Source organism: Bradyrhizobium sp. Leaf396, from assembly GCF_001424605.1.
GTDB classification, from domain to species: domain Bacteria; phylum Pseudomonadota; class Alphaproteobacteria; order Rhizobiales; family Xanthobacteraceae; genus Bradyrhizobium; species Bradyrhizobium japonicum_C.
In genome coordinates this window covers 99,895-124,524 of the sequence record NZ_LMQJ01000007.1, presented here as the reverse complement: position 1 = coordinate 124,524, position 24,630 = coordinate 99,895, and the positions used below count along the sequence as shown (strand labels likewise).

Sequence of the window (24,630 nt, the reverse complement as noted above, 5' to 3'; positions counted from 1 at the left end):
GTTATCGCCTAATGAGTTTCGGCTAAACCGCGCCGGCCTCTCGAAAGTTGCACGCCTGCACGCAACGATTCCTACGCAGACGATATACAGGCCCCGATTTTGCAGCCAGCGCTACCCGGGACAACTCACGACAAACTGACTTCAAGGGAGCCTCTTGGCAACGGATTGTGCGCTTCTGCCACGCGCTTTTCCCTCTGTCTGTCACTTCCGGGTCACGGTTCAAATCGCAGTCGAATTCTGTCGTGCTGCGAACGGGTTACAAAGGTCCCGCACCTCCGCGCGAGCCTCCGTTTGTATCAGGCTCAATGCGTCTCTTCGCCGCTTTTGCCGCCATGCCCGGGAACGCCCGCTTCATCGAGTTTGCGGTAGAGCGTGGACCGGCCGATCTTGAGACGGCGGGCGACTTCGGACATCTGCCCGCGGTAATGCGAGATGGCGAAACGGATGATCTCGTTCTCCATGTCCTCCAGCGGGCGGACGTCGCCGGTCGCGGTCAGCATGGGGAGAGTTCCTGCCGCGGGGAGGGGAACGATGGGTATTTCGCTACCTGATACGAGGGAAGGCGCAGCAATCGGCTCAATCATCAGCGGTGCCGTCGGAATGTCCGCTGTGGCGTGCGGCTGCGAGGCAAGCAGGGGAAAATCGTCGAGGTCGAGCTGGTCGCCGTCACTCATCACCACGGCACGGTAGACCGCGTTCTCGAGCTGGCGGATGTTGCCCGGCCAGTCGAGCTGGGTGAGATGCGCCACCGCCTCGCCACTGATGCCGGTGATGGGGCGGTTCTCCTCGGCGGCAAAGCGCGCCAGGAAATGCCTGAGCAGATGCGGGATGTCCTCACGCCGCGCGCGCAGCGAGGGGATCGTCAGCGGCAACACGTGCAATCGGTAGAACAGGTCTTCGCGGAAATGTCCCTGTTTCACCCGCTCCAGCAGCTTGCGATTGGTTGCCGAGATGATGCGGACATCGACTTTGACCGGCTTGCGGCCGCCGACTGCCTCAACGGCACCTTCCTGAAGCGCGCGCAGCAGCTTCACCTGCGCGGTCAGCGGCAGTTCGCTGACTTCGTCCAGGAACAGCGTGCCGCCATGAGCCTCGACGAACTTGCCCATGTGCCGCTCGGTGGCGCCGGTGAACGCGCCCTTCTCGTGGCCGAACAGGATGGACTCGACGAGATTGTCGGGAATTGCGCCGCAATTGACCGCGACGAACGGCTTGGCCTTGCGCTCGCCGCTGCCATGGATGGCGCGCGCGAACATCTCCTTGCCGACACCGGACTCGCCCTCGATCAGCACGGGGATGGCGGAGTTCGCCGCCTTCTGTGCAGTTCGCATCACCTGGGTCATTGCCTCAGCGCGCGTAATGATGTCCGAGAAGGTCAGCCGGCCTTCGCGGCTGTGACGGATGCGCTGCAATTCGCCCTTGAGCGCGGAGGTGTTGAGCGCGTTGCGCAACGACACCTGGAGGCGCTCCACGCCGACCGGCTTGACGACGAAATCGGCCGCGCCCGCGCGCATCGCCGAGATCACGTTGTCGATTCCGCCATGGGCGGTCTGCACGATCACGGGGATACTCAGACCCGCTTCACGGATCTTCGCCAATACGCCCATGCCGTCGAGGCCGGGCATCACGAGATCGAGGATGACGGCGTCGATGGCGGGCGCGTCGGGGGCGGTGAGGGTGGCGACCGCGGCATCGCCGGAGTCCACGACGACCGTCTCATAGCCGCATTTCTGCACCATGTTCTCGATCAGCCGGCGGGCTACAGCGTCGTCGTCGGCGATCAAAATACTGGCAGCCATGGTGTTCCCCGCACGCTACTACTATCTGTCTCGAATCGGGGCACTCTGGCCGAAGCCGATTAACGCACTCTTAAACCTTGATGCCCCCGCCCGACGTCGTGCTCGTTGAACACAGGTTTCCCACACAATGACTTCGCGCTCCAAGACTGCTCTTGAAAAGACTGCACTCCGCAAGCCTGCCACGAAGAAATCCGTCGGCAAGAAGTCTGTCACCAAGGCATCGCCCTCCAAGCCTTTGCTTTCCAAGTCTTCGCTCTCCAAGTCTTCGCTCTCCAAGTCTTCGCTCTCCAAGTCTTCGCGCTCCAAGTCTTCGCCGGCAAAACCTGCGAGCAAGACCGGAAAGCTTCCGGAGTGGAACCTGGCCGATCTCTATTCCGGGATCGATGCGCCGGAAGTGGCGCGCGATCTCGAAAAGCTGGATGCCGACTGCGTCGCCTTTGAGACCGACTACAAGGGCAAGCTCGCCTCAGGCACAGCAAACGAAGATGGCGGAAAATGGCTCGCCGAGGCCGTGCGACGCTATGAGGCGATTGAGGATCTCGCCGGCCGTCTCGGCTCCTATGCCGGCCTCGTCCATGCCGGCGACAGCGTGGACCCCGCAATATCAAAGTTTTACGGCGACGTGTCTGAGCGCCTGACGGCCGCGTCGACGCATCTTCTGTTCTTCGCGCTCGAGCTCAACCGCGTCGATGACGATATTTTGAACCGCGCGATGCAGGCCGCCGAACTCGCATACTACCGTCCGTGGATCGAGGATCTGCGCAAGGAGAAGCCGTATCAGCTCGACGACAAGCTCGAGCAGCTCTTCCTGGAGAAGGCGCAGACCGGCTATTCCGCCTTCAACCGGCTGTTCGACCAGACCATCTCGAGCCTCCGCTTCAAGGTCGGCACCAAGGAGCTCGCGATCGAGCCGACGCTCAATCTGCTGCAGGACCGCGACGGCGCCAAGCGCAAGAGCGCGGCCGAGGCGCTGGCCAAGACCTTCAAGGCCAACGAGCGCACCTTCGCGCTGATCACCAACACCCTGGCCAAGGACAAGGACATCTCCGACCGCTGGCGCGGCTTCAAGGACGTTGCGGATTCCCGCCATCTGAACAACCGCGTCGAGCGCGAGGTTGTCGATGCGCTGGTCGCATCGGTGCGCGCGGCCTATCCGAAGCTGTCGCATCGCTATTACGCGCTGAAGGCGAAGTGGTTCGGCAAGAAGCGGCTGGCCTATTGGGACCGCAATGCGCCGCTGCCATTTGCGGCGACCGACGTCATCGGCTGGCCGGATGCGCGGAATATGGTGCTGACGGCCTATCGCGGCTTCTCGCCCCAAATGGCCGACATCGCCGAGCGCTTCTTCACCGATCGCTGGATCGATGCGCCGGTGCGTCCGGGCAAGGTGCCCGGCGCGTTCTCGCATCCGACCACGCCATCGGCGCACCCTTACGTCCTCATGAACTATCAGGGCAAGCCGCGCGACGTGATGACGCTCGCCCACGAGCTCGGTCACGGCGTCCATCAGGTGCTCGCCGCCAAGAACGGGGCTCTGATGGCACCCACGCCGTTGACGCTTGCCGAGACCGCGAGCGTGTTCGGAGAGATGCTCACGTTCAAGCGTCTCCTCGCACAGACCAAGAGCGCCAGGCAGCGTCAGGCGCTGCTCGCCGGCAAGGTCGAGGACATGATCAACACCGTGGTGCGGCAGATCGCGTTCTATTCGTTCGAGCGCGCGGTCCATACCGAACGCAAGAATGGCGAGCTCACCGCGACGCGCCTGGGCGAGATCTGGCTGTCCGTGCAGGGCGAGAGCCTGGGGCCGGCGATCGAGATCAAGGCGGGCTACGAGAACTACTGGATGTACATCCCGCACTTCATCCATTCGCCGTTCTATGTCTACGCCTATGCGTTCGGCGATTGCCTGGTGAACTCGCTTTACGCCGTCTACGAGAACGCGGCCGAGGGCTTTGCCGAGCGCTACCTCGACATGCTCGCAGCGGGCGGCACCAAGCACTATTCCGAGCTGCTGCGCCCGTTCGGATTGGACGCCAAGGATCCGAAATTCTGGGACGGCGGGCTCAGTGTCATCTCGGGAATGATCGATGATCTGGAGGCGATTGGCTGAGGCGACTGCGCTCTGGCGCGCTGGATCCGCGACAATTGGAATTCTAAATGACCCGATTTGCGGGAAAACCCCGCCTCGGTGCCGTTGCCCTGTGCAGATCTTTAAGGTATCCACCCCAGGAATTCGACTTTCGACTGGGGACAATCCATGGCTGACCATAGCGAAGTGGCCTACACCACCGCCGACGGCAACGACTACGTTGCCCACGAGCAGACCTACGAGGGCTTCATCAAGCTGGTGAAGTACGGCACGGTCTCGGTCGCGCTCATCGTGATCCTGATGGCGATCTTCCTCACCTGATCGGTCGACCGCCGCACCGCCAGCGTCGACGGTGCCCATAAAATTTGCATTCAAGCCGGTCCCAAAACCGGTATCCAACGTTGCGGGAGTAACGCTAAGTTCGCGTGCGCGCTTTTTCCCGCGTCGCCGGAGGCCTCATGAAGATTGCCGTTGCCAAGGAAATCGATCCGTCGGAGCCGCGCGTCGCCGCTTCGCCTGATACGGTGAAGAAGTTCAAAGCGCTGGGCGCGGAGGTTGCCGTCGAGCCGGGTGCCGGTGTCAAGTCGGGCCTGCCGGATTCCGAATTCACCGCGGCCGGCGCCACCGTCAGCGCCGACGCGTTGAAGGACGCCGACATCATCATCAAGGTGAAGCGTCCCGAAGCGTCCGAGCTTTCGCAGTACAAGCGCGGCGCGCTCGTCATCGCCATCATGGATCCCTATGGCAACGAGGCCGCGCTGAAGGCGATGGCGGATGCCGGCGTCTCCGCTTTCGCAATGGAATTGATGCCGCGCATCACGCGTGCGCAGGTGATGGACGTGCTGTCCTCGCAGGCCAACCTCGCCGGTTATCGCGCCGTGATCGAGGGTGCCGAGGCCTTCGGCCGCGCCTTCCCCATGATGATGACGGCGGCCGGCACCGTGCCCGCCGCGAAGGTGTTCGTGATGGGCGTCGGCGTCGCCGGACTGCAGGCGATCGCGACCGCACGCCGTCTCGGCGCCGTCGTCACCGCGACCGACGTGCGGCCCGCGACGAAGGAGCAAGTGGAATCGCTCGGCGCGAAATTCCTCGCCGTCGAGGACGAGGAATTCAAGAACGCGCAGACGGCCGGCGGCTATGCCAAGGAGATGTCCAAGGAATACCAGGCCAAGCAGGCCGCGCTCACCGCCGAGCACATCAAGAAGCAGGACATCGTCATCACCACCGCGCTGATCCCGGGCCGGCCCGCCCCGAAGCTGGTTACCGCCGAGATGGTCAAATCGATGAAGCCGGGCTCGGTGCTGGTCGATCTCGCCGTCGAGCGCGGCGGCAATGTCGAGGGCGCGAAGGCGGGCGAGGTCGTCGATCTCGATGGCATCAAGATCGTCGGCTATACCAACGTTGCCGGCCGCGTCGCGGCCTCGGCCTCCAGCCTCTACGCACGCAATCTGTTCTCCTTCATCGAGACCATGGTCGACAAGAAGGAGAAAGCGCTCGCCGTCAACTGGGACGACGAGCTCGTCAAGGCCACCGCGCTCACGAAAGACGGCGCCGTCATCCACCCGAACTTCCAGCCGAAGGTTTAAGGAGACCCGCCATGGAGCACGCAGCACAGGTCGTCGACCCCTTCATCTTCCGGCTGTCGATCTTCGTCCTCGCCGTCTTCGTCGGCTATTTCGTGGTGTGGTCGGTGACGCCGGCGCTGCACACGCCGCTGATGAGCGTGACCAACGCGATCTCCTCGGTGATCGTCGTCGGCGCGCTGCTCGCGGTCGGCGTCGGCATGGTTTCGAGCGGCTCGGGCTGGGCGCGCGGCTTCGGCTTCGTCGCGCTCATCTTCGCCTGCGTGAACATCTTCGGCGGCTTTCTCGTCACCCAGCGGATGCTGGCGATGTACAAGAAGAAGTCGAAGTAAGCGGCCACCTCGGGCTGAAGGGATCAATGGGGACCTGAGATGAGCGCCAATCTCTCTGCATTTCTGTATCTCGTGGCGGGGGTGCTATTCATCCTGTCGCTGCGCGGGCTGTCGAGCCCGGCAACCTCGCGCCAGGGCAATCTGTTCGGCATGGTCGGCATGGCGATCGCGGTCGCCACAACGCTGGCGAGCCATCCGCCGGCCGACGGCATGGCCTGGGTGCTGGTCATCCTCGCGGTTGCGATCGGCGGCGGTATCGGCGCGGTGATCGCCCGCCGCGTGCCGATGACCTCGATGCCGGAACTGGTCGCTGCCTTCCATTCGCTCGTCGGCATGGCTGCGGTGCTGGTGGCCGCCGGCGCGTTCTACGCGCCCGAAGCGTTCGACATCGGCAAGCCCGGCGCGATTCATGCATCAAGTCTGGTCGAAATGTCGCTCGGCGTCGCCATCGGTGCGCTGACCTTCACAGGTTCGGTGATCGCCTTCCTGAAGCTTTCCGCGCGCATGAGCGGCGCGCCGATCATTCTGCCCGCCCGCCACATCATCAACATCGCATTGGCCCTGGCGCTGGTGTTCTTCATCGTCCGTCTCGTCCTCACGGGCGGCGCTTTCGACTTCTGGATGATCACCATCATCGCGCTGGCGCTCGGCGTCCTCATGATCATCCCGATCGGCGGCGCCGACATGCCGGTCGTGATCTCGATGCTGAACTCCTATTCGGGGTGGGCCGCGGCCGGCATCGGCTTCACGCTCGGCAATTCCGCGCTGATCATCACCGGCGCGCTGGTCGGCTCTTCGGGCGCCATCCTGTCCTACATCATGTGCCACGCGATGAACCGCTCCTTCATCTCGGTCATCCTCGGCGGCTTCGGCGGCGAGACCGCCGCCGCCGCCGGCGGTTCGGGCGAGCAGAAGCCCGCCAAGCTCGGCTCCGCCGACGATGCGGCGTTCATCATGAAGAACGCCTCCAAGGTCATCATCGTGCCCGGCTACGGCATGGCGGTGGCGCAGGCCCAGCACGCGCTGCGCGAGATGGCCGACGTCCTGAAAAAGGAAGGGGTCGAGGTGAAATACGCCATTCACCCGGTCGCCGGCCGCATGCCCGGGCACATGAACGTGCTGCTGGCCGAAGCCAACGTTCCCTATGACGAAGTGTTCGAACTCGAGGACATCAACTCCGAATTCGCGCAGGCCGACATCGCCTTCGTGATCGGTGCCAACGACGTCACCAACCCGGCCGCTGAGGAAGACAAGTCCTCGCCGATCTACGGCATGCCCGTGCTCCAGGTCTGGAAAGCCGGCACCGTGATGTTCATCAAGCGCTCGCTCGCTTCGGGCTATGCCGGCATCGACAATCCGTTGTTCTATCGCGACAACACCATGATGCTGCTTGGTGACGCCAAGAAGGTCACCGAGAACATCGTCAAGGCGATGTAACGCGAGGCGAGGATCGTGGCCATCAACAAGGAATGGCACCGGTCTCATCCCATGCCGCCCAAAGCGACGCGCGAGCAGCGCGTCGCCTGGCACGCCGCGCACAGGGCGGCGTGCGGCTGCCGCGATATTCCGGCGAGCCTTCGGCCCGATGTCATCAAATTGCTGCGGAGCCATCGCAAGCCGTGAGCCGAAAGGCTGCCGCCTGTCATGACCTTCATCAAGTGGACCGCCATCCTGCTCGCGACCGTCTATCTCGCTGGTCTCGTTGTGCTGTACGTCCGACAGCGCGAGATGCTGTTTCCGATCCCGCCTGTCGGCCGGACTGCCCCCGATGCCGCGGGCCTTCCGGAAGCGGAAGAGCATGTCCTGATCACGTCTGACGGCGAGAAGGTCATCATCTGGCACGTCCCGGCCAAGCCAGGCCGTCCCCTGATCCTTTACTTCCCCGGCAATGGCGATTTCCTCGCCGGCCGGATCAGCCGTTTCAAGGCGATGACCGCCGACGGCACCGGCCTCGTCGCACTGTCCTATCGCGGCTATGCCGGCTCGAGCGGCGCGCCGAGCGAACAGGGCCTGCTGCGCGATGCTGAGGCCGCCTATGCCTTCACCATCGCGCGCTACGAAGCGGAACGAATCGCCGTCTGGGGCTTTTCGCTCGGGACGGGCGTGGCGGTTGCGCTCGCCTCGGAACGTCGCGTCGGAAAGCTCATCCTGGAGGCCCCCTATACATCGACCGCCGACATCGCAGCTGCATCGTTCTGGTACGTTCCGGTGCCGCTCTTGATGCGCGATCCGTTTCGCTCCGACGAGCGCATCGCGCGCGTCACGGTGCCGCTCCTCGTGATGCATGGCACGAATGATTTTGCCATTTCGATCGTGTTCGGAGAGCGTCTGTTCGCACTCGCCAATGAGCCCAAGCGGTTCGTTTCCATGGCTGGCGGCGGACATGACGATCTCGATCAATTTGGTGCGGTCGAAACCGCGAGAGATTTTATCGGCAGTTGATAATCTCTTTGTACGTTACATTTGGGCGCTCGCCGCCTTCTGCCGCGCTGATTCCGCGTTCCTGCTGTTGACGCTGCTGCCGGTCGCGCCGATCCTGCACTGGCATTGAATCTCGCGCCTGATTTGCTACTGCTCGTCCAGGCAATTGGAAGCGGTGGATGAGCGCGCATAATCGGATGCCCCGGTCGGCTTGGATGTTTCCCGCACTTGCCGTGCTGTTGTTCGCTGCCGTCACCGCGACGGACTACGTGTTCACGCTGTCGCTAGGCGGGCTCGTCTTTGCCATCGTGCTTCTGGTCATCCTGTTCGGCACGGTGTTCGCCGCGGTTCACCATGCCGAAGTGATCGCAGAGCGGGTCGGCGAACCCTATGGCACGCTCGTGCTGACGCTCGCGGTGACCATCATCGAGGTCGCGCTGATCACCACGATCATGCTGGGCGACAAGCCTGCCCCGGCGCTCGCCCGCGACACCGTTTTCGCCGTGGTCATGATCGTCTGCAACGGCCTCGTGGGGCTTTGCATCTTCATCGGCGGCCTGCGCTATCGCGAGCAGGGTTTCCAGCTCTCAGGGGCCAACGTCTATCTCAGCGTGCTGTTTGCGCTTGCGACCATCACGCTGATCCTGCCGAACTACACCACCACCGCGCCGGGTCCGGTCTATTCGGCGGTTCAGCTCGGCTTCGTCGACGTGGTCACGCTCGCGCTGTACGGAGTGTTTCTCTACACTCAGACCGTCCTGCACAAGGATTACTTCGTTCATGAACGGGCGGAGGGCGAGGCTGGGGAGGTGCACCGGTCGGCCGGGGCGCTCGCCCTTACCGTGGTGCTGCTCCTGGTCTCGCTGCTGGCGGTCGTGCTTCTGGCAAAGAAGTTCTCGCTGGTGGTCGACGCCGTCGCGGCCCGGATCGGCGCGCCGCCCGCTTTTGCCGGGCTTCTGGTCGCGCTCCTGATCCTGATGCCGGAAGGCGTCGCGGCCGTGTCGGCGGCTCGCAAGAACGACCTCCAGAAGAGCATCAACCTGGCGCTGGGCTCCTCGCTCGCCACCATCGGGCTGACCATCCCGGCGGTCGGGCTCGCCACCTACGCGCTCGAGAAGGAGCTCGAGCTTGGCCTCAACGCCCAGGGCAGCGTGCTCATGCTCCTGACCTTCTTCCTGAGCATGCTGACCTTCGGCACGGGCAGGACCAATGTCCTGTTCGGGCTGGTCCATATGGTGGTATTTGCCGTCTACGTATTCATGGTGTTCGTGCCCTGAAGCGCGAAAGGAGAGATCCAATGCTTGCAGCCAAGTCCGAAGTTCAGGTCGACAACGAGCAGGTGCGGGTGACGGAATGGCGCCTTCCGCCCGGCAGCGCGACCGGACATCACACCCACGGCATGGACTATGTGATCGTTCCCGTCGTCGCCGGCGAGATGACGATCGTGTCGCCCAATGGCGAACGGGGCAAGGCGCAGCTCTCCGCCGGAAAATCCTACTTCCGCAAGGCTGGCGTCCAGCATGACGTACTTAACGAAACCTCAACTGAGATCGTGTTCCTTGAAATTGAGCTAAAGCCGTAAGCTGGCGTTACCCGCCTGCCATTGATCCGTCGCAGTTGATCCCTCACAATGCCCCAAAGTTCCCGCATCAGGCCCGCGGGGAGTGGTCGGAATGCTGAAATACCTCGCCAAGATTTCGATGGATATTTTCCCCTCGGTGCTCGCGACGATCATCGGGGCGTACATCGTTAATCATTACATCAACGCCAAGCCGGCGGCTGATGCGCCCGCGGCGATGGTTGCACCCGCCGACGCCGGCCACAACGGCAAGCCTGCTGATACCGCCAACCTCCCCGCTCCCGGCGCCAAGGCCAAGGGCATCTCCGAGAAGAGCGTCACGGACAAGGCGGCCGCCGATCATCAGCCGGCCGCCGAGCCCAAGGGGGCCGAGAAGGCTGCGGAGAAGGCACCGGACGTGGCGCCGACGGAGACCGGGCCGCGCGCCAAGCCGTCCGCCCGTGAAAAGGTGATTGCCAAATCTGCCCCGGCGGTTCCCGCTGCTCCGATGGTCGAGGCCAATTCGGCACCGGCGGCTGCCGCTCCGGCCGCAACCCCTGATGCCAACGATCTCGTGCGTGCTGCGATCGAGCGCCTGCGCAAGTCGCCTGAGGGCAGGTCCGAGGCCAAGTCCCCTGAGACCAGAACGTCTGAAACCAAGCCAGCCGAGAGACCGGCGGAGCCTGCGGTGCGGGAAGCCGTCCGCACGCCGGAGGCCCCGCGGGTCGTTAGCATGGAGCCGGCCACAGTCCGTCCGCTGCCGCCGCCGATCACAGTCTCGACACCCTCACCTGAGATCTACGGCAATGGTGGCTCCAATCCACCCTACACGGCCTCGATCAGCAATGAGGATCCGAACCGGGTGACGCCGCCGGCTGATATTCCCGTGCCGGTCATCGCACCGCCGCTCGACTTGCGTGCCGATGCGGGGGCCTCCATGCCGCGACCGAAGAAGACCAATGTCGCCGACGAGATGCTGTCGGGCATGAAGTCGATGTTCAACGCGGTTCTGCCGAAGAGCGCCACCCCCGACTGAGACTGCGCTCGCTGCGCCATCCGTCAGCCGCCAACGCGGGCAAGGCCGCTGCGGGCGGCATCATCGCGCGGGCGGAGCGCGACCGCCTTGGCGTAGGACGCCGCCGCCTTGGCCTTGTCGCCCAGCCGCTCATAGACCTGTCCGCGCGTGGTCCAGACCTGGGCGTTGTGCGGATCGGCCTCGGAGGCTTCGTCCAGATCGGCTGCGGCCTCCTTGACCTTGCCGAGCGCGAGATAACTGATGGCGCGGCCGAGCAGCGGCTCGGCCTTCTGCGGGTTGAGCCCGCTTGCAGCGCTGAAATCGGCGATGGCGAAGTCGTGCTGGTTCTTGCCCTGATAGATCAGGGCGCGGCCGTAGAATGCCTGCGCGTTGTAGGGGTCGAGCCCGACCGCCCGATTGAACTCATCGAGCGCTGCCGCGGTCTCGCCTGACTTCGCCAGGGATTGGGCCTTTGCGGTGTGAGCCTGAGCTTCGGCGACGTTGCCCGCGCTCACCGCGCTCTCGGCGGGCGCGGCCGTCTTGGGCGCCTCCTGCGGCTTGTCCTTCTCCGGGAGCAGCGATCCCAGATCGAAGGAGCAGCCGCACAATGTGCTCCCGATCAAGGCCAATACGAGCGTCTGCCGCCAGATCCGGCGTCGTCGCTCCAAGCCGCGCTGAGGGAAAGGGGAAACCATCTACGGTTCGCTCGCGCTGGTGCCGCATCTGTAGTGCCCCGTCCCAGAAAGGCACCGCTCACAAACAATAACGCGGGCCAAGGGCCCGCGTCATCGAAACTGAGGTCTTACAGCTTCGGCAAATCAGCGCGGTCCGCGCGGACCTGCACCCGGGCCGCTACGACCGCCGCGATCACCGCCCGGGCCAGCGCCGAACACCGGCTTCGGCTTCATCGGCAGCAGGCCTTCGCGCTGCAGCTTCTTGCGGGCCAGCTTGCGCGCGCGGCGCACGGCTTCGGCCTTTTCGCGGGCCTTCTTCTCGGAGGGCTTCTCGTAATGGCCGCGGAGCTTCATCTCGCGGAAAATGCCCTCGCGCTGCATCTTCTTCTTCAGCGCCTTGAGGGCTTGATCGACATTGTTATCGCGAACGAGAACCTGCACGCGGCATCCTCTTTAGGTGGATTGGATTTGAATTCTGGTAAGTCAAAGGGGATGGCGAAACGCGCAAGCCCTTAACCTTGAGCGCGCGGATGTATCAGACAAAACCGCAGATGTCCACCGGGCAAGCGGGTTTTCGGGCCAAGTTCGGCCATTAAATGCGGCGAAAATGCCCCTGTGCGGCCCTGATTTGGGTGACTTGGCGCCGATGAGGGGTCGTTCCCGGACGCTTTGCGCCGAGAACCAGGGGAGACGCCACATGGATATCAAGAAATATGCTGCCGAGGGCATCGGCACGTTCTGGCTCACTTTCGCGGGCTGCGGCAGCGCGGTGATCGCCGCCGGCTTCCCGCAGGTCGGAATCGGCCTGATCGGGGTGTCGCTGGCCTTCGGGCTGAGCGTCGTGACCATGGCCTATGCCATCGGCCACATCTCGGGCTGTCATCTCAACCCAGCCGTCACAGTCGGTCTCGCTGCCGGTGGCCGTTTTCCCGCGGGCCAGGTTTTGCCATACGTCATCGCCCAGGTGGCCGGCGCGATCGTGGCCGCCTGGCTGCTCTATGTCATCGCGAGCGGGGCGCCCGGATTCGATGTCGGCAAGGGCTTCGCGTCCAACGGCTATGACGCGCATTCGCCCGGCCAGTACAGCATGGTCGTGTGCTTCCTCACGGAAGTGGTGATGACGATGATGTTCCTGTTCATCATCATGGGCGCCACCCATGGCCGTGCACCCGCGGGTTTCGCGCCGCTCGCGATCGGGCTCGCGTTGGTGATGATCCATCTCGTCAGCATTCCCGTCACCAACACCTCAGTGAACCCGGCGCGCAGTACCGGCCCGGCACTGTTCGTCGGCGGCTGGGCTCTGTCGCAGCTCTGGCTGTTCTGGATTGCACCATTGATCGGTGGTGCGCTCGGCGGGGTTGTCTATCGCTGGCTCAGCGAGGAGCCCACCGGCATCGTCGCGGGAGTGAAGGCGGCCTGATCGCCTGGCGGGATCGCAGGTCGGAGCCGCGGTCCCGTTACTTGCTTGCGCTGGGACGCACTTCGGTGACGTGGCCCATCTTGCGGCCGGGGCGCGGCGCGCCCTTGCCGTAGATGTGTACGGTCGCGCCCGGCACGGTCAGCCATTTTTCGTAATCGTTGATCTCGTCGCCGATCAGGTTGGTCATGGTGACGACGTCGCCATGGCGCACGGGCTTGCCGAGCGGCCAGCCGGCGATGGCGCGGATGTGCTGCTCGAACTGCGAGACTGAGGCGCCATCCAGCGTCCAATGTCCGGAATTGTGCACGCGCGGAGCGATCTCGTTGACCAGCACCTTCGGTCCGGTGCCATTGGCGAGCACGAACATCTCGACAGCGAGCACGCCGACATAGTCGAGCGCGCCTGCAATTTTGCCGGCGATGCTGCGCGCCTCCTCGGCGAGCGCATCCGGGATCGGCGCGGGCGCGCGCGATATCTTCAGGATGTGGTCGCGGTGCTCGTTCTCGGTGACGTCGAAGCACTCGACCTGGCCCGTGGCCGAACGCGCAGCGATCACGGAGATCTCGCGTTCGTACGGCACGAAGGCTTCAAGAATCGCCGATTTGGTGGCGAGGCTCGTCCACACCTTGGCGATGTCGTCGCCCTCGCGGATGATGGCCTGACCCTTGCCGTCATAGCCGAACCGGCGGGTTTTCAGCACCGCAGGAAGGCCGATCCTGGCGATCGCCTCGCGCAGCGAGGAGACGGAGGTAACGTCGGCATAGGCTGCGGTTCCGATCCCGAGGTGCGTGACAAAATCCTTTTCGGCGAGCCGGTCCTGGGTGGTCTCCAGGATCTTGCGGTTGGGCAGCACCGGGCGGCGCGCGTCCAGCACCATCGCGGCCGCGGCCGGCACGTTCTCGAACTCGTAGGTGATGACGTCGACGTCGCTCGCGAACAGCTCCAGCGCCTCGACATCGGCATATTCGGCGCAGGTCGCGTTAAGTACGACGTCGAAGGCCGGCGAGTCCGGATCGGGCGAGAACACCTGGCAGCGCAGGCCGAGCCGCGCCGCAGCCATGGCCAGCATCCGCCCCAATTGTCCGCCGCCAAGGATACCGACGGTGTCACCGGGCTTCAGCTTCACGTGCCTGGTCTCAGTCACGCCTTGTCCTCCGGGCGCTCCGCGACGGCGTCAGTCTGCGCCTTGCGCCAGGCGGCAAGGCGATCGGACAAGGCCGGGTCTGACAACGCCAGCACGGCGGCTGCCAGCAGTGCGGCGTTGATCGCACCGGCTTTGCCGATGGCGAGGGTGCCGACGGGGATTCCTGCGGGCATCTGCACGATCGAGTAGAGCGAATCGAGACCCTTGAGCGTCTTGGATTCGACCGGCACGCCGAAGACCGGCAGTTCGGTTAGCGCCGCGGCCATGCCGGGCAGATGTGCCGCGCCGCCGGCGCCGGCGATGATGACCTTGTAGCCTGCGGCCTTGGCGCCCTTGGCGAAAGCAAACAGCCGGTCGGGGGTGCGATGCGCCGAGACGACGCGGGTGTCGGCGGCGATGCCGAGCGCCTCGAGCGTGTCGGCGGCATGCCGCATCGTGTCCCAGTCCGACTGGCTTCCCATGATGATGGCGATCGGCGCGGTCATGACGTCAATTGTGCCCGGAAAACAGAAAGATAGGCCAGATTAGCGGGTTCCGGCCGGCGGCTCGCAAGGCGGTGGCAAGGAGAAGGGAATCCACTATCCTGTCTTGGTGAATCCCCGCAAGCCTTCATTGAGCAGGATGCCCATGAAGAAACCAAAAAGGGCGAGCGCTGCGAAGGCCAAAGCGGGCCGGAAGACCAGCGCCGGCCGATCCACGCCCGCCGCCGGGCGGCTGACCAAGCGGTCGGTGAAGCCATCGCGGCGCAACGCCCCGGCGGATGATGCAGCCAAGGACAATCTCAGGGCGACAATCCGGGACCTGCGGACCAAGCTCAAGGAAGCACAGCGCCGGGTCGCGGAACTCGAAGCTGCGGCCGATACGGATTTCCTGCTCGAGATTCCCAACCGGCGCGGCTTCGAGCGCGAGCTCGCGCGCGCCATCGCCTATATGAAGCGCTACCGCGCCAGCGGGGCGCTGATCGTCCTCGACGTCGATCGGCTGAAGCCGATCAACGACTCCTTCGGGCATGCCGCCGGCGACGAGGTGCTCAAGGCGATTGTCGCGACCCTGACGCGGCAGATTCGTGCCTCCGACGTGGTTGGCCGGCTCGGCGGCGACGAGTTCGGGCTGCTGCTCTGGAATCTCAGCGAAACTGACGCCAAGGCGAAGGCCGCGGCCTTCGAGCAGGCGATCGACGAATTGTCCTTTGTGTTTCGTGGACAATCGGTGGCCGCGGGCGCCTCCGCCGGCGTCGCGCTGCTCGGCCCGCACGCCGACGCAGGCCGCGCCCTGGAAGAGGCCGATGCCGCGATGTACGTGCGCAAGGCGCGACGCCGGCATGAGCCGCGTATCAGGCTTGTCGGTAGCGAGCTTTAGAGGGTTGCGAGATCTTCGGGCACGTTGCCGAATTTGCGCAGCAGCGTCGCGTCGCCAAATTCGCCGGTCATGGGATCGCCGCTGCGGCTGAACGCGATTGCGCCGATATGGCCGGGGCCGCGCGCCAAAATCTCGGCGCGTCGTAGCGCCGCCGTTGAGGACTGACACTCTTCCGCCGCGCCAGCGACGGGTGATCCGTCGTCATCGATCAAAAAGGGCATTGCAACGTAATAGGTCACATCCGACATGGCGTTGCTCCAGTGTTGAACTCAAGCGGCGCTGCTCTTGCTCCGCATCTTGCTGCGCGAGGTTTCCGGAATGCAGCCGGCGGCAACAGCCGCCTGCAACTCCTCCAGCTCGGTTTCCAGATATTCATTGGCCATGATCAGCGCCTTGATGGTGCTGCGTAGATTGCCGTCGCACATCGCGATCGCCTGATCGCAGGCCTGTTCGTAATGAGTGTTGTCGAGAAGGGGCGTTGCCGACATCGCGTTGTCCTCGTGTCCTGTGTTTAGGCATCTGCTGAGCTGCGGGCCCTGAATGTTCATCTTTTGTTCCGATCGAGTCAAGCGGATTCATTGGTGAGCCGCGGGACGACCCGTCGACGGATCAGGCGATGATGTCGGGCGTGATCTGGTCTTCAATGAACGCGATGCGGTCGCGCAACAACAGTTTGCGCTTCTTCAACCGCTGTAACCGCAACAGGTCGGGGGCGGGCGATTGATGCAATGCATCGATCGCCGCATCGAGATCTCGGTGTTCCTGCTGCAACCGGGTGAGCTCGGCTTCGAGCTCACGCTCATCTTCGTTGGTCATGTCTGCGGTGGCCGAAAACCGATAGGCGTGAGATCCGGGCTGTGGATGCCCTGTGGAAATTATCGTCCTTGCGCAGCGTGATCGCAAGCGATCTGCGGCTTCGTCCGCCGGTCTCCCGCAAGATATTTCTGCAAGGAGCCGCGGAAGTTGCGCAGCCGCATTGATATCACGGATTTTTCCCGCGTGGTTCCCTTTAGTCACGCTTCGTTACATATGAACTTTCAAAAATGACACTGTGACGACGGATACCCATCGACAGGACGAATCGGTGATGTAGACTTGCTTGTCCGGATCGAATCCTGAGGTTCAACCCTACCGAGGAGGTTTCGAATGACAATTCAGGCACATCTCGTTGAATTGGAACGGAAGCACAAACTGCTCGAAAACGAATTGCACGAAGCTCTCGTGCACCTTTCAACGGACGACCTGCAAATTGTTGAGTTGAAGCGCCGGAAGTTGATGGTCAAGGACCAGATCGAGCGTCTGAAGCACAGCGATACGCTCCACTAGCACCCCCATAACAGCGTAGAGTTGATCGCATCCTTCTTGCAGGGATGAGAGCCACGTGCTCATCCCTGCTGCAAGATACAAACTGCGCACGATCCTTGCGCGGGGATGATGTTTTGCTTGGGCGCGTTTTCTCGACAACGATCTGTGATCGACCACGCTCGAAAGCTCTCTAGACGGTTGCGAGTTCGGCGACGTGGTCGGCGATCGCGAGCGACGACGTCAGTCCTGGCGATTCGATGCCGAACAGATTGATCAGGCCTGCGACACCGTGATCGGGCGGGCCCTGCATCAAGAAGTCCTGGCTGGCCACAGCGGGCGGCACGATCTTTGGTCGGATCCCTGAATAGCTCGGCATCAGCGCCCCATCGGGCAGAGTAGGCCAGTACTTGCGGATCGCCGGATAGAAGCGCTCGGCGCGGGACGGATCGACCTCGTAATTGATCGTTTCGATCCATTCGACGTCGGGCCCGAAGCGCGCCTGGCCGGCCATGTCCAGCGTCAGGTGCACCCCTAACCCGCCGGGTTCGGGCACCGGATAGATCAGGCGCGAGAACGGCGCCTTGGCGTTGCAGCTGAAGTAGTTTCCCTTGGCAAGATAGGCCGGCGGGATCCGGTCCATCGGCATGCCGTCGATGTTGCGTGCGACCGTTGTCGCCGAGAGTCCTGCGGCGTTGACGAGAAGGTCGCATTGGAGCGTCATCGGCGCATCGCCGCCGGCCTCGATTTCGATGATGCCGCCGGCAGCCTTGGCGCGGATCAGCGGCGTGTGAAACGCGAAGGCCGCGCCGGCGTCCTCGGCTTCGCCACGCAGCGAGAGCATGTAGGCGTGGCTGTCGATGATGCCGGTCGACGGCGACAGCAGCGCAGCGTCGCAGGCGAGCGCCGGCTCCAGCGCGCGTGCGACCTCGCCCGTGAGCAGTTGCATGTCGAGCACACCGTTGGCTTCGGCATGCGCCTTGATCGATTGGAGCTTCTCGGTTTCCTTTTGGCTGGTCGCGACAATCAGCTTGCCGCAATTTCTGTGCGGGATGCCGCGCTCGGCGCAGTAGCGGTAGAGCGCGTGCTTGCCCGCGACGCACATGCGCGCCATCCAGCTCCCGGCGCGGTAGTAGATGCCGGCATGGATCACCTCACTGTTGCGCGAGGAGGTGATGGTGCCGATGGCCTCGGCTTCCTCGAGCACGATCACCTCGCGCCCGGACTGGGCGAGCTTTCGAGCCACCGCGAGACCGACCACGCCGGCTCCGACGACGACACAGTCCACCCTATCCATGGTTGTGCATGATCTCCGCTGGAGCCGCCGGCGGCATCAGGTCCCGGAACGGCCGCGCGGGGGGATTTTCCGTTAAGAAAGCATTTATCATGTCAGGGCAATTGCCGTATCGCACGTCACATTTTTCTGTTGCGGGTACAGGCGTTTACCCGATCCAAACCCGCGAGGCCAGACAATCCGACGTTGAAATCGCGGGTGGCTGATGGCTGAGAAGAACTGGCAGGTGGGCAGCACGCTTCCGATTGCTGTGCAGGCCCTTACTTGCCTGGCCGGCGCGGTCGCACCTGCACGTGCCTTTGCGCTATCCGACAGCTTTCCCGCTCCGAGCGATTTCGCCAAGCTCGAGCCCAACGTGATCTGGGAAGCGCTGATCGCAGCCATCGTCGTGTGCTCGTTTCTCGCCGCGATCGGGCTGTGGATCCTTTCCTCGCTGCGCCGGAGCAGGCGTCTGCAGCTGCGGCGCAACGCCTTCATCTCCTCCGCCATGAACAATCTCAACCAGGGCGTGGTGATGACGGATGCGCAGCGCCGCATCATTTTCTGCAACGACCGCTATCTCGAGATCTACGGTCTGACGCGGTCCGATATCCGGCCTAACATGAACGGCCACGACCTGCTCGAACTGCGTCGCAGGCGCGGGGTGCTGGATGCCGCCTCCGACGACGAGTTCTACGAGAAGGCAGCCAGCGCCAACGGCTTGATCACCGAACTGCCGGACGGGCGCGCCATCCTGGTGAAGTTCTTCGTGCTGCCGAACGGCGGCTCCGTGGCGACGCATCTCGACGTCAGTGAACAGCGCAAGCTATCCCGGCAGCTCGCCTCTACCACGCAGTTCCTGGAATCGGTGCTGGACCATGTGCCGGCTTGCGTGGCAGCCAAGAACATCGAGGACGGCCGCTACATCTTCGCCAATACCGCCTATGAGCGGTTCTGGGGTTTTTCACGGGACCACGTCGTCGGCAAGAAGGCGCGCGAGCTGTTCGCGCCGGTCTCGGCGGACAGCATCGATGCGGCCGACCGGGCGGCGCTCAACTCGCCGGACGGGCAGTTCCGCAACGAGTTCGAGGTCGAGCGGGGCGGGGAGCGGCGCATGGTCGCCTCCATCCGGATCGCGGTTCGCAACGAAGGCAACAGGCCGGGATTCCTGCTGCTGGTGTTTGAGGACATCACCGACCGCCGATCGCTCTCTCAGGAACTGGAGAGCACCAAGAAGTTCCTCGAACTCGTGGTGGACAACATCCCGGTTGCGCTGATCGTGGAACAGGTCAAGGATGGCCGCTATCTGCTCGCCAACCGCAGCGCGGAGACGATCCTCAACCGCAGGCGCGAGGAAGCAACCGGCCTGACGGCGTCCGACATTTTCAATGCGAAGGAAGCCAAGCTGATCATCGCGCGCGACGAGGCCGCGATCAAGAAGCGCGGGATGATCACCGAGGAGCATCCGATCTCGACCAAGGACGGCCTGCGCCTGTTCCTGACCCGCCGCGCCACCGTGCTCAGCGATGCAGGCGAGCCGCAATATCTGATCAAGACCCACGAGGACGTCACCGACCGCCGGCAGACCGAGTCGCGCATGGCGCACATGGCCTATCACGACGGCCTCACCGATCTGCCGAATCGTGCCGCCTTCCTGCAGGCGCTGATGCAGATGATCGAGGCCTGCGAGGGTACCGGCGAGGAGTTCGCCGTCCTCTGCGTCGACCTCGATGGCCTCAAGGAGGTCAACGACGTCTTCGGCCATGCGCTCGGCGACAAGCTCCTGATCGAGGTCGCCCGGCGGCTCGAGGACTCCGCGCGCGGCGGCCTGGTGGCGCGCCTGTCAGGCGACGAGTTCGGCCTGATCATCGACGGCAAGCAGCCCGAGGCGGGCCTCGCACTGGCGCAGCAGATTGGCGAAGCCGTCGCCAAGGACTTCCAAATCGACGGCCGGCCGGTCCGCGCCGGCATCACCACCGGCATCTCGGTCTTCCCGCACAACGGCACCGATGGCGCCTCGCTGCTCGCCAACGCCGGCGCGGCGCTGTTCCGCGCCAAGCAGAAGTCGCGCGGCACGATCAGTCTCTACCAGCCGGAGATGGACCAGCAGATCCGTGATCGCCGCGTGCTGCACCAGGACCTCTCGATGGCAGTCAAGAACGGCGAGCTCTCGCTCGCCTTCCAGCCGCAGGGGGCCGCGGGCCACAGCGTCGGCGAGAGCGAGATCATGGGCTTCGAGGCGCTGGCACGCTGGCAGCACCCGGTGCGCGGCCAGGTTTCGCCCGCCGAATTCATCCCGATCGCCGAGGAGAGCGGCCTCATCGTCGAGATGGGCGAATGGATCCTGCGCGAGGCCTGCCGCGAGGCGGCGTCCTGGCCGAAGCCGCTCCAGGTCGCGGTTAATTTGTCCCCGGCGCAGTTCATGCACGGTGACGTGGTTGGCCTCGTCCATTCGATCCTGCTCGAGACCGGACTTGCGCCCGGCCGGCTCGAGCTCGAGATCACCGAGGGGGTGCTGATCGAGGATTTCGATCGAGGCCTCGCGCTGCTGCGCCGCCTGAAGGCGCTTGGCGTACGCATCTCCATGGACGATTTCGGCAGCGGCTACTCGTCGCTGAGCTACCTTCAGGCGTTCCCGTTCGACAAAATCAAGATCGACCGCGCCTTCATCATCAATCTCGGCCGCAACCCGCAATCGGCGGCGATCGTGCGCGCCGTGATCGATCTCGGCCACGGCCTCGACATGTCGATCATCGCCGAAGGCGTCGAGACCGTCGATCAGCTCGCCTTCCTCGCCAGGGAGGGCTGCGACGGCGTGCAGGGCTATCTGCTCGGCAAACCGCTGCCGATCGGAAAATATGCCGGGCTCGTCGGTCGCGCCGACGCGGTGGAGCTCGCGCTCAAGACCGGCTAGAGCGCTTTCGAGCGGAGTGGATCCCGGTTCGCGTCAAGAAGACTCGTCTGAAATAAGCCTTGTTCCGATTTCATCGCAACGGAAATGGCTCTAGTGATGAGAGCGCTGCGCTTCGCTCCCATTTGACGGCTTCATGGCAGACTACGATCTCGCGATCATCGGCGGCGGCCTGAACGGTGTCGGCCTCGCGCGCGATGCGGCCGGCCGCGGCCTGCGGGTTATCCTGTTCGAGCAAGGCGATCTCGGCGGCGCGGCATCGTCGGCAACACCGCGGCTGATCCACGGCGACCTCTCGGTGCTGGAGCGGCGCGGCTTCTGGCGGGTGCACCGGGCGCTGGCCGAGCGGCGGACCTGGCTCCGAATCGCGCCGCATCTGGTCCGGCCGATGCGTTTCGTCATACCTGCGCATTCGGACCAGCGTCCGCCTTGGCTGCTGCGCGCCGGCCTGTTCCTCTATGACAGCCTCGCCGGCCGGGGCGGCCTGCCCGGATCGGCGACCCTCGACATCACGCATCATCCGGTCGGCAACGCGCTGAAGCGCCCATTTGGCACGGCCTTCGAATATTCGGACTGCGTCGTCGACGATTCCCGCCTTGTCGTGCTCACGGCGCTGGACGCCGCCGAGCGTGGCGCGACGATCCGGACCGGAGCGCGCTGCGTGCGTGCCGATTGTGCCGACATCTGGCGGCTCGCCGTGGTCGATCGCGGACATCGCCGCACCATCACGACCCGGGCGCTGGCCAACACCACCGGCGGCTGGACGTCGATGGTCGCGGAGATGGTCCTGCGCCAGCCGCAGCCCGCCGCGACGGCCATGCAGATGAGCCAGATCATCGTGCCCAGGCTGTTCGATTCAGACAACGTCTACGTCTTCCAGAACGGTGATGGCCGACTGATCTTCGCAAGCTCGTACGAGCGGGAGTTCACGCTGATCGGTACGGTCACGCATGATTTCACCGGCGATCCCGCAATCGTTGCGGTGTCCCGGGCCGAAATCGGCTATCTCTGCGAAGCCGCCAGCCGCTACTTCCGCGCGCACATCGCCCCGGCCGACGTGGTTCGGACGGTTTCGGGCGTCAACATGAGGCCGGTGTCCGCGAGCCGAGGTGACGGCACGACGCTGTTCCACGCGCGCCGGCGCAAGGCGCCGCTGCTCACGATGTTCGGCGGCGACGTCACCACTTCGCGCTTGCGGGCGGAGGAGGCGGTGACCAGGCTGACGCCATTCTATCCGATGTCCCCGCCCTGGACCGCCGGCGCTGCGCTACCGGGCGGAGATTTCGCCTGGGATCGCTTCGACACCGAGGTCGAGTTCGCCCGTGACCGCTGGCGCTTTCTGTCGGAGCCGCAGGCCCAGCGCCTCGTTGCCGCCTATGGCTCGCGATTGTCGGCGGTGCTGGGCGAGGCAAGGACACGCGACGAACTGGGGCCGAACTTCGGCCCTGAACTGACCGGCGCCGAGGTGCGCTATCTCATGACCCGCGAATGGGCGCGCTTCCCTGAGGACATTCTGTGGCGTCGTTCCAAGCTCGGCCTGACAATGACCGCGGCAGACCGTGACGCGCTGGCCGCATTCATGGCGGGGAACGATTCATCCCGAACCGGTTGAGCAAATCGCGATCGGCCGCTAGCGTGCGGCGGAATCGGGGTTGGCAGGGATTATGGCGGAAGAGTTGTCCGGAACGAACATTGCGGCTGAAGCGGCTGGCGCGGATGCATTTCCCGCGGCGGAGCAAGGGCTGCTGCGCATCGAGGGCGTGGCCAAGACGTTCGGCACGTTCCGCGCCGTCGATGGTGTCTCGCTCGACATCAAGGCCGGCGAGTTCTTCGCGCTGCTCGGTCCGAGCGGATGCGGCAAGACCACGCTGCTCCGTATGCTCGCCGGGTTCGAGACGCCGGACGAGGGGCGCATCCTTCTCGGGGGCAAGGACATCGCACAGGCGCTGCCGCACGAACGCCCGGTCAACATGATGTTCCAGAACTATGCGTTGTTCCCGCATCTGTCGGTGCGCGACAACATCGCCTTCGGCCTGAAGCGCGCCGGCATGGCGCGCGCCGACATCGCGACCCGCGTCGCCGAGATGGTCGCGCTGGTGAAGCTCGAGGGGCTCGAGAAGCGCAAGCCCGACCAGCTCTCCGGCGGTCAGCGCCAGCGCGTGGCGCTCGCCCGCGCCCTGGCGCGCCGGCCGCAGCTCCTGCTGCTCGACGAGCCGCTCGCGGCGCTCGACAAGAAGCTGCGGGAGAACACGCAAGCCGAGCTGATGGAGCTGCAGCGGCGGCTCGGCATGACCTTCATCGTCGTCACGCACGACCAGGAGGAGGCGATGACGATGGCGAGCCGGATCGGCGTGATGAAGGCCGGCAAGCTCGTCCAGGTCGCGAAACCCCGCGAACTCTACGAGGTGCCGCGCTCGCGCTGGATCGCGGAGTTCGTCGGCGACATCAACCTGTTCGACGGCGAGTCGAAATTGCGCGACGGTCATCGCCTGGTGATTGGCACGCGTGATGCGGGTGCGCTGGTGGTCGCCGAGCCGCGCGAGCCGGTCGGCGCGGGAAAATTGGCGGTCGCGATCCGCCCCGAGAAGGTCAAGCTCTCGCGCCGGGGCCCCGCGAGCGAGGCCGGTCATCAATTGGCGATCAACCGGCTTGACGGCGTCATTGCCGACATCTGCTATCTCGGCGGCACCACCACCTACAAGGTGAAGCTCGACAGCGGCGGGGTGCTGCAGGCTTCCGTTGCCAACAGCGCGCGCCTCGACGTCGATGCCTACAGCCTGAACCAGCATGTCGTCGCCTGGTTCGGCCCCGACGATTGCATGGTGCTGACCTCATGAGCTCGCGTCGCATCTTCGCGCGGCCGGCGCGCTTTGCCGCAATTGCGCCGTACGTCTGGATGGTGCTGTTCTTCCTGGTGCCGTTCGCCTTCGTGCTGAAGATCAGCCTGTCGCAGACGGCGATTGCGCAGCCGCCCTACGAGCCGGTTTTCGACCTGACGGCAGGATGGGACGCGCTCACCAGCGCCTTTGCCGCACTTTCGATCGACAATTTCAAGCTGCTCATCTCCGACGACATCTACGTGTTCGCCTATGTGCGCAGCCTCACCGTCGCCATCATTGCGACCGCAGCGTTGCTGCTGATCGGCTATCCCATCGCCTATGGCATGGCGCGATTGCCGAAGCGCTGGCAGGCCGTGGCGATGGTGCTGGTGATCGTGCCGTTCTGGACCTCGTTCCTGATCCGCATCTATGCCTGGATCAACATCCTCCAGCACGACGGCCTGCTCAACCAGATCCTGCTGGCATTGCATCTGGTCAGTCAGCCCGTGGTGTGGCTCTCCACCGATACCGCGATGTATATCGGCATCGTCTATTCCTATCTGCCGTTCATGATCCTGCCGCTCTACGCCACGCTCGCCAAGATGGAGCCGGCGCTGGAGGAGGCAGCCGCCGATCTCGGCGCGCCGCCCTGGCAGGTGTTCTGGCTTGTCACCTTCCCGCTGTCGCTGCCCGGTGTCGGAGCCGGCGTGCTGCTATGCGTCATCCCCATCGTCGGCGAATTCGTCATCCCGGATCTCCTCGCCGGCTCCAACGCGCTGATGATCGGTCAGACCCTTTGGCTCGAATTCTTCACCAACAAGGACTGGCCGGTCGCCTCTGCTGCCGCGATCGTGTTGCTGGTGATGCTGCTGGTGCCGCTGTTGCTGTACGAGCGGCTGCAGAAGCAGCAGCTCGAACAGGGGCGCTGAGG

At 64.3% G+C, this 24,630-nt stretch carries 26 protein-coding genes; 17 read left to right on the top strand and 9 right to left on the bottom strand.

Going from position 1 to position 24,630, the window contains the following annotated elements:
* Positions 1–302 precede the first annotated feature (302 nt).
* Positions 303–1,799: a sigma-54-dependent transcriptional regulator gene (locus tag ASG57_RS09340; protein WP_057196125.1), complete on the bottom strand. Its 1,497-nt coding sequence runs from the start codon at positions 1,797–1,799 to the stop codon at positions 303–305.
* 127 nt (positions 1,800–1,926) lie between these two features.
* Between ASG57_RS09340 and ASG57_RS09335 the strand changes: the two genes are divergently transcribed.
* The 10 genes from ASG57_RS09335 (at position 1,927) to ASG57_RS09295 (ending at position 10,818) form a co-directional block, all read left to right on the top strand.
* Positions 1,927–3,909 carry a M3 family oligoendopeptidase gene (locus ASG57_RS09335; protein ID WP_057196124.1) on the top strand — a complete coding sequence of 661 codons (1,983 nt, stop codon included), beginning with the start codon at positions 1,927–1,929 and terminating at the stop codon, positions 3,907–3,909.
* A gap of 147 nt (positions 3,910–4,056) precedes the next feature.
* Positions 4,057–4,209 carry an aa3-type cytochrome c oxidase subunit IV gene (locus ASG57_RS09330; protein ID WP_008546229.1) on the top strand — a complete coding sequence of 51 codons (153 nt, stop codon included), beginning with the start codon at positions 4,057–4,059 and terminating at the stop codon, positions 4,207–4,209.
* Between the two features lie 137 nt (positions 4,210–4,346).
* Positions 4,347–5,474 carry a Re/Si-specific NAD(P)(+) transhydrogenase subunit alpha gene (locus ASG57_RS09325; protein WP_024337649.1) on the top strand — a complete coding sequence of 376 codons (1,128 nt, stop codon included), beginning with the start codon at positions 4,347–4,349 and terminating at the stop codon, positions 5,472–5,474.
* 11 nt (positions 5,475–5,485) lie between these two features.
* Positions 5,486–5,803 carry a proton-translocating transhydrogenase family protein gene (locus tag ASG57_RS09320; protein WP_024337650.1) on the top strand — a complete coding sequence of 106 codons (318 nt, stop codon included), beginning with the start codon at positions 5,486–5,488 and terminating at the stop codon, positions 5,801–5,803.
* 39 nt (positions 5,804–5,842) lie between these two features.
* Entirely contained in the window at positions 5,843–7,240 is a 1,398-nt protein-coding gene (locus ASG57_RS09315) for an NAD(P)(+) transhydrogenase (Re/Si-specific) subunit beta (RefSeq protein WP_024337651.1), read from the top strand.
* A 15-nt stretch (positions 7,241–7,255) separates the two neighbouring features.
* A complete protein-coding gene (locus ASG57_RS38595; RefSeq protein ID WP_196232339.1) occupies positions 7,256–7,426 on the top strand; it encodes a hypothetical protein in 171 nt (56 codons plus the stop codon).
* A 21-nt stretch (positions 7,427–7,447) separates the two neighbouring features.
* Complete coding sequence (locus ASG57_RS09310) at positions 7,448–8,245, top strand: alpha/beta hydrolase (RefSeq protein ID WP_024337652.1); 798 nt, start codon at positions 7,448–7,450, stop codon at positions 8,243–8,245.
* A gap of 158 nt (positions 8,246–8,403) precedes the next feature.
* Entirely contained in the window at positions 8,404–9,501 is a 1,098-nt protein-coding gene (locus ASG57_RS09305) for a calcium:cation antiporter (protein ID WP_057196123.1), read from the top strand.
* A gap of 20 nt (positions 9,502–9,521) precedes the next feature.
* Positions 9,522–9,806 carry a cupin domain-containing protein gene (locus tag ASG57_RS09300; protein ID WP_024337654.1) on the top strand — a complete coding sequence of 95 codons (285 nt, stop codon included), beginning with the start codon at positions 9,522–9,524 and terminating at the stop codon, positions 9,804–9,806.
* A gap of 91 nt (positions 9,807–9,897) precedes the next feature.
* On the top strand, positions 9,898–10,818 hold the full coding sequence (locus ASG57_RS09295; RefSeq protein WP_057196122.1) for a hypothetical protein: 921 nt from the start codon (positions 9,898–9,900) through the stop codon (positions 10,816–10,818).
* Positions 10,819–10,841: 23 nt separating this feature from the next.
* Here ASG57_RS09295 and ASG57_RS09290 read toward each other — a convergent pair whose 3' ends face one another.
* Both ASG57_RS09290 and rpsU read right to left on the bottom strand, forming a co-directional pair.
* The gene (locus tag ASG57_RS09290) at positions 10,842–11,492 is read right to left on the bottom strand and encodes a tetratricopeptide repeat protein (protein WP_057196121.1); all 651 of its coding nucleotides are present in this window, start codon (positions 11,490–11,492) and stop codon (positions 10,842–10,844) included.
* A 123-nt stretch (positions 11,493–11,615) separates the two neighbouring features.
* Entirely contained in the window at positions 11,616–11,912 is a 297-nt protein-coding gene (gene rpsU / locus ASG57_RS09285) for a 30S ribosomal protein S21 (protein WP_014492442.1), read from the bottom strand.
* 256 nt (positions 11,913–12,168) lie between these two features.
* Between rpsU and aqpZ the strand changes: the two genes are divergently transcribed.
* On the top strand, positions 12,169–12,891 hold the full coding sequence (gene aqpZ, locus ASG57_RS09280; protein ID WP_057196120.1) for an aquaporin Z: 723 nt from the start codon (positions 12,169–12,171) through the stop codon (positions 12,889–12,891).
* 37 nt (positions 12,892–12,928) lie between these two features.
* On the opposite strand, the gene ASG57_RS09275 is transcribed toward aqpZ, so the two are convergent.
* A complete protein-coding gene (locus ASG57_RS09275) occupies positions 12,929–14,035 on the bottom strand; it encodes a 5-(carboxyamino)imidazole ribonucleotide synthase (protein ID WP_024337658.1) in 1,107 nt (368 codons plus the stop codon).
* Positions 14,032–14,520: a 5-(carboxyamino)imidazole ribonucleotide mutase gene (gene purE / locus ASG57_RS09270; RefSeq protein ID WP_024337659.1), complete on the bottom strand. Its 489-nt coding sequence runs from the start codon at positions 14,518–14,520 to the stop codon at positions 14,032–14,034. Before purE ends, ASG57_RS09275 begins: the two co-directional genes overlap by 4 nt.
* A 142-nt stretch (positions 14,521–14,662) precedes the next feature.
* Here purE and ASG57_RS09265 point away from each other — a divergent pair, with 142 nt between their 5' ends.
* On the top strand, positions 14,663–15,394 hold the full coding sequence (locus ASG57_RS09265; RefSeq protein ID WP_024337660.1) for a GGDEF domain-containing protein: 732 nt from the start codon (positions 14,663–14,665) through the stop codon (positions 15,392–15,394).
* Here the strand turns inward: ASG57_RS09265 and ASG57_RS09260 are convergent.
* The 3 genes from ASG57_RS09260 to ASG57_RS09250 form a co-directional block, all read right to left on the bottom strand.
* On the bottom strand, positions 15,391–15,642 hold the full coding sequence (locus ASG57_RS09260) for a hypothetical protein (RefSeq protein ID WP_024337661.1): 252 nt from the start codon (positions 15,640–15,642) through the stop codon (positions 15,391–15,393). The two genes, ASG57_RS09265 and ASG57_RS09260, sit on opposite strands and share 4 nt — an antisense overlap.
* Before the next feature lie 21 nt (positions 15,643–15,663).
* Positions 15,664–15,882, bottom strand: coding sequence for a hypothetical protein (locus tag ASG57_RS09255; RefSeq protein ID WP_024337662.1), 219 nt, complete (start codon positions 15,880–15,882; stop codon positions 15,664–15,666).
* A gap of 121 nt (positions 15,883–16,003) precedes the next feature.
* Positions 16,004–16,210: a YdcH family protein gene (locus ASG57_RS09250; protein WP_008546179.1), complete on the bottom strand. Its 207-nt coding sequence runs from the start codon at positions 16,208–16,210 to the stop codon at positions 16,004–16,006.
* A 330-nt stretch (positions 16,211–16,540) separates the two neighbouring features.
* Here ASG57_RS09250 and ASG57_RS09245 point away from each other — a divergent pair, with 330 nt between their 5' ends.
* Positions 16,541–16,720 carry a YdcH family protein gene (locus ASG57_RS09245; RefSeq protein ID WP_024337663.1) on the top strand — a complete coding sequence of 60 codons (180 nt, stop codon included), beginning with the start codon at positions 16,541–16,543 and terminating at the stop codon, positions 16,718–16,720.
* A gap of 169 nt (positions 16,721–16,889) precedes the next feature.
* Here ASG57_RS09245 and ASG57_RS09240 read toward each other — a convergent pair whose 3' ends face one another.
* On the bottom strand, positions 16,890–17,993 hold the full coding sequence (locus ASG57_RS09240; protein WP_024337664.1) for an NAD(P)/FAD-dependent oxidoreductase: 1,104 nt from the start codon (positions 17,991–17,993) through the stop codon (positions 16,890–16,892).
* Positions 17,994–18,195: 202 nt separating this feature from the next.
* On the opposite strand from ASG57_RS09240, the gene ASG57_RS09235 reads away from it, so the two are divergent.
* The 4 genes from ASG57_RS09235 to ASG57_RS09220 all read left to right on the top strand — a co-directional run bounded on the left by ASG57_RS09235 (position 18,196) and on the right by ASG57_RS09220 (position 24,628).
* Complete coding sequence (locus tag ASG57_RS09235; protein WP_024337665.1) at positions 18,196–20,883, top strand: sensor domain-containing protein; 2,688 nt, start codon at positions 18,196–18,198, stop codon at positions 20,881–20,883.
* A gap of 133 nt (positions 20,884–21,016) precedes the next feature.
* Positions 21,017–22,492, top strand: coding sequence for a glycerol-3-phosphate dehydrogenase (locus ASG57_RS09230; RefSeq protein ID WP_057196119.1), 1,476 nt, complete (start codon positions 21,017–21,019; stop codon positions 22,490–22,492).
* Positions 22,493–22,544: 52 nt separating this feature from the next.
* On the top strand, positions 22,545–23,717 hold the full coding sequence (locus ASG57_RS09225) for an ABC transporter ATP-binding protein (RefSeq protein ID WP_057196118.1): 1,173 nt from the start codon (positions 22,545–22,547) through the stop codon (positions 23,715–23,717).
* Positions 23,714–24,628 carry an ABC transporter permease gene (locus ASG57_RS09220; RefSeq protein ID WP_057196117.1) on the top strand — a complete coding sequence of 305 codons (915 nt, stop codon included), beginning with the start codon at positions 23,714–23,716 and terminating at the stop codon, positions 24,626–24,628. Before ASG57_RS09225 ends, ASG57_RS09220 begins: the two co-directional genes overlap by 4 nt.
* Positions 24,629–24,630 lie beyond the last annotated feature (2 nt).

Coding starts and splice junctions, on each gene's coding strand:
- ASG57_RS09340 (WP_057196125.1), bottom strand. CDS start 1,799: ATGGCTGCCAGTATTTTGATCGCCGACGACGACGCTGTAGCCCGCCGG.
- ASG57_RS09335 (WP_057196124.1), top strand. CDS start 1,927: ATGACTTCGCGCTCCAAGACTGCTCTTGAAAAGACTGCACTCCGCAAG.
- ASG57_RS09330 (WP_008546229.1), top strand. CDS start 4,057: ATGGCTGACCATAGCGAAGTGGCCTACACCACCGCCGACGGCAACGAC.
- ASG57_RS09325 (WP_024337649.1), top strand. CDS start 4,347: ATGAAGATTGCCGTTGCCAAGGAAATCGATCCGTCGGAGCCGCGCGTC.
- ASG57_RS09320 (WP_024337650.1), top strand. CDS start 5,486: ATGGAGCACGCAGCACAGGTCGTCGACCCCTTCATCTTCCGGCTGTCG.
- ASG57_RS09315 (WP_024337651.1), top strand. CDS start 5,843: ATGAGCGCCAATCTCTCTGCATTTCTGTATCTCGTGGCGGGGGTGCTA.
- ASG57_RS09310 (WP_024337652.1), top strand. CDS start 7,448: ATGACCTTCATCAAGTGGACCGCCATCCTGCTCGCGACCGTCTATCTC.
- ASG57_RS09305 (WP_057196123.1), top strand. CDS start 8,404: ATGAGCGCGCATAATCGGATGCCCCGGTCGGCTTGGATGTTTCCCGCA.
- ASG57_RS09300 (WP_024337654.1), top strand. CDS start 9,522: ATGCTTGCAGCCAAGTCCGAAGTTCAGGTCGACAACGAGCAGGTGCGG.
- ASG57_RS09295 (WP_057196122.1), top strand. CDS start 9,898: ATGCTGAAATACCTCGCCAAGATTTCGATGGATATTTTCCCCTCGGTG.
- ASG57_RS09290 (WP_057196121.1), bottom strand. CDS start 11,492: ATGGTTTCCCCTTTCCCTCAGCGCGGCTTGGAGCGACGACGCCGGATC.
- aqpZ (WP_057196120.1), top strand. CDS start 12,169: ATGGATATCAAGAAATATGCTGCCGAGGGCATCGGCACGTTCTGGCTC.
- purE (WP_024337659.1), bottom strand. CDS start 14,520: ATGACCGCGCCGATCGCCATCATCATGGGAAGCCAGTCGGACTGGGAC.
- ASG57_RS09265 (WP_024337660.1), top strand. CDS start 14,663: ATGAAGAAACCAAAAAGGGCGAGCGCTGCGAAGGCCAAAGCGGGCCGG.
- ASG57_RS09260 (WP_024337661.1), bottom strand. CDS start 15,642: ATGTCGGATGTGACCTATTACGTTGCAATGCCCTTTTTGATCGATGAC.
- ASG57_RS09255 (WP_024337662.1), bottom strand. CDS start 15,882: ATGTCGGCAACGCCCCTTCTCGACAACACTCATTACGAACAGGCCTGC.
- ASG57_RS09250 (WP_008546179.1), bottom strand. CDS start 16,210: ATGACCAACGAAGATGAGCGTGAGCTCGAAGCCGAGCTCACCCGGTTG.
- ASG57_RS09245 (WP_024337663.1), top strand. CDS start 16,541: ATGACAATTCAGGCACATCTCGTTGAATTGGAACGGAAGCACAAACTG.
- ASG57_RS09240 (WP_024337664.1), bottom strand. CDS start 17,993: ATGGATAGGGTGGACTGTGTCGTCGTCGGAGCCGGCGTGGTCGGTCTC.
- ASG57_RS09235 (WP_024337665.1), top strand. CDS start 18,196: ATGGCTGAGAAGAACTGGCAGGTGGGCAGCACGCTTCCGATTGCTGTG.
- ASG57_RS09230 (WP_057196119.1), top strand. CDS start 21,017: ATGGCAGACTACGATCTCGCGATCATCGGCGGCGGCCTGAACGGTGTC.
- ASG57_RS09225 (WP_057196118.1), top strand. CDS start 22,545: ATGGCGGAAGAGTTGTCCGGAACGAACATTGCGGCTGAAGCGGCTGGC.
- ASG57_RS09220 (WP_057196117.1), top strand. CDS start 23,714: ATGAGCTCGCGTCGCATCTTCGCGCGGCCGGCGCGCTTTGCCGCAATT.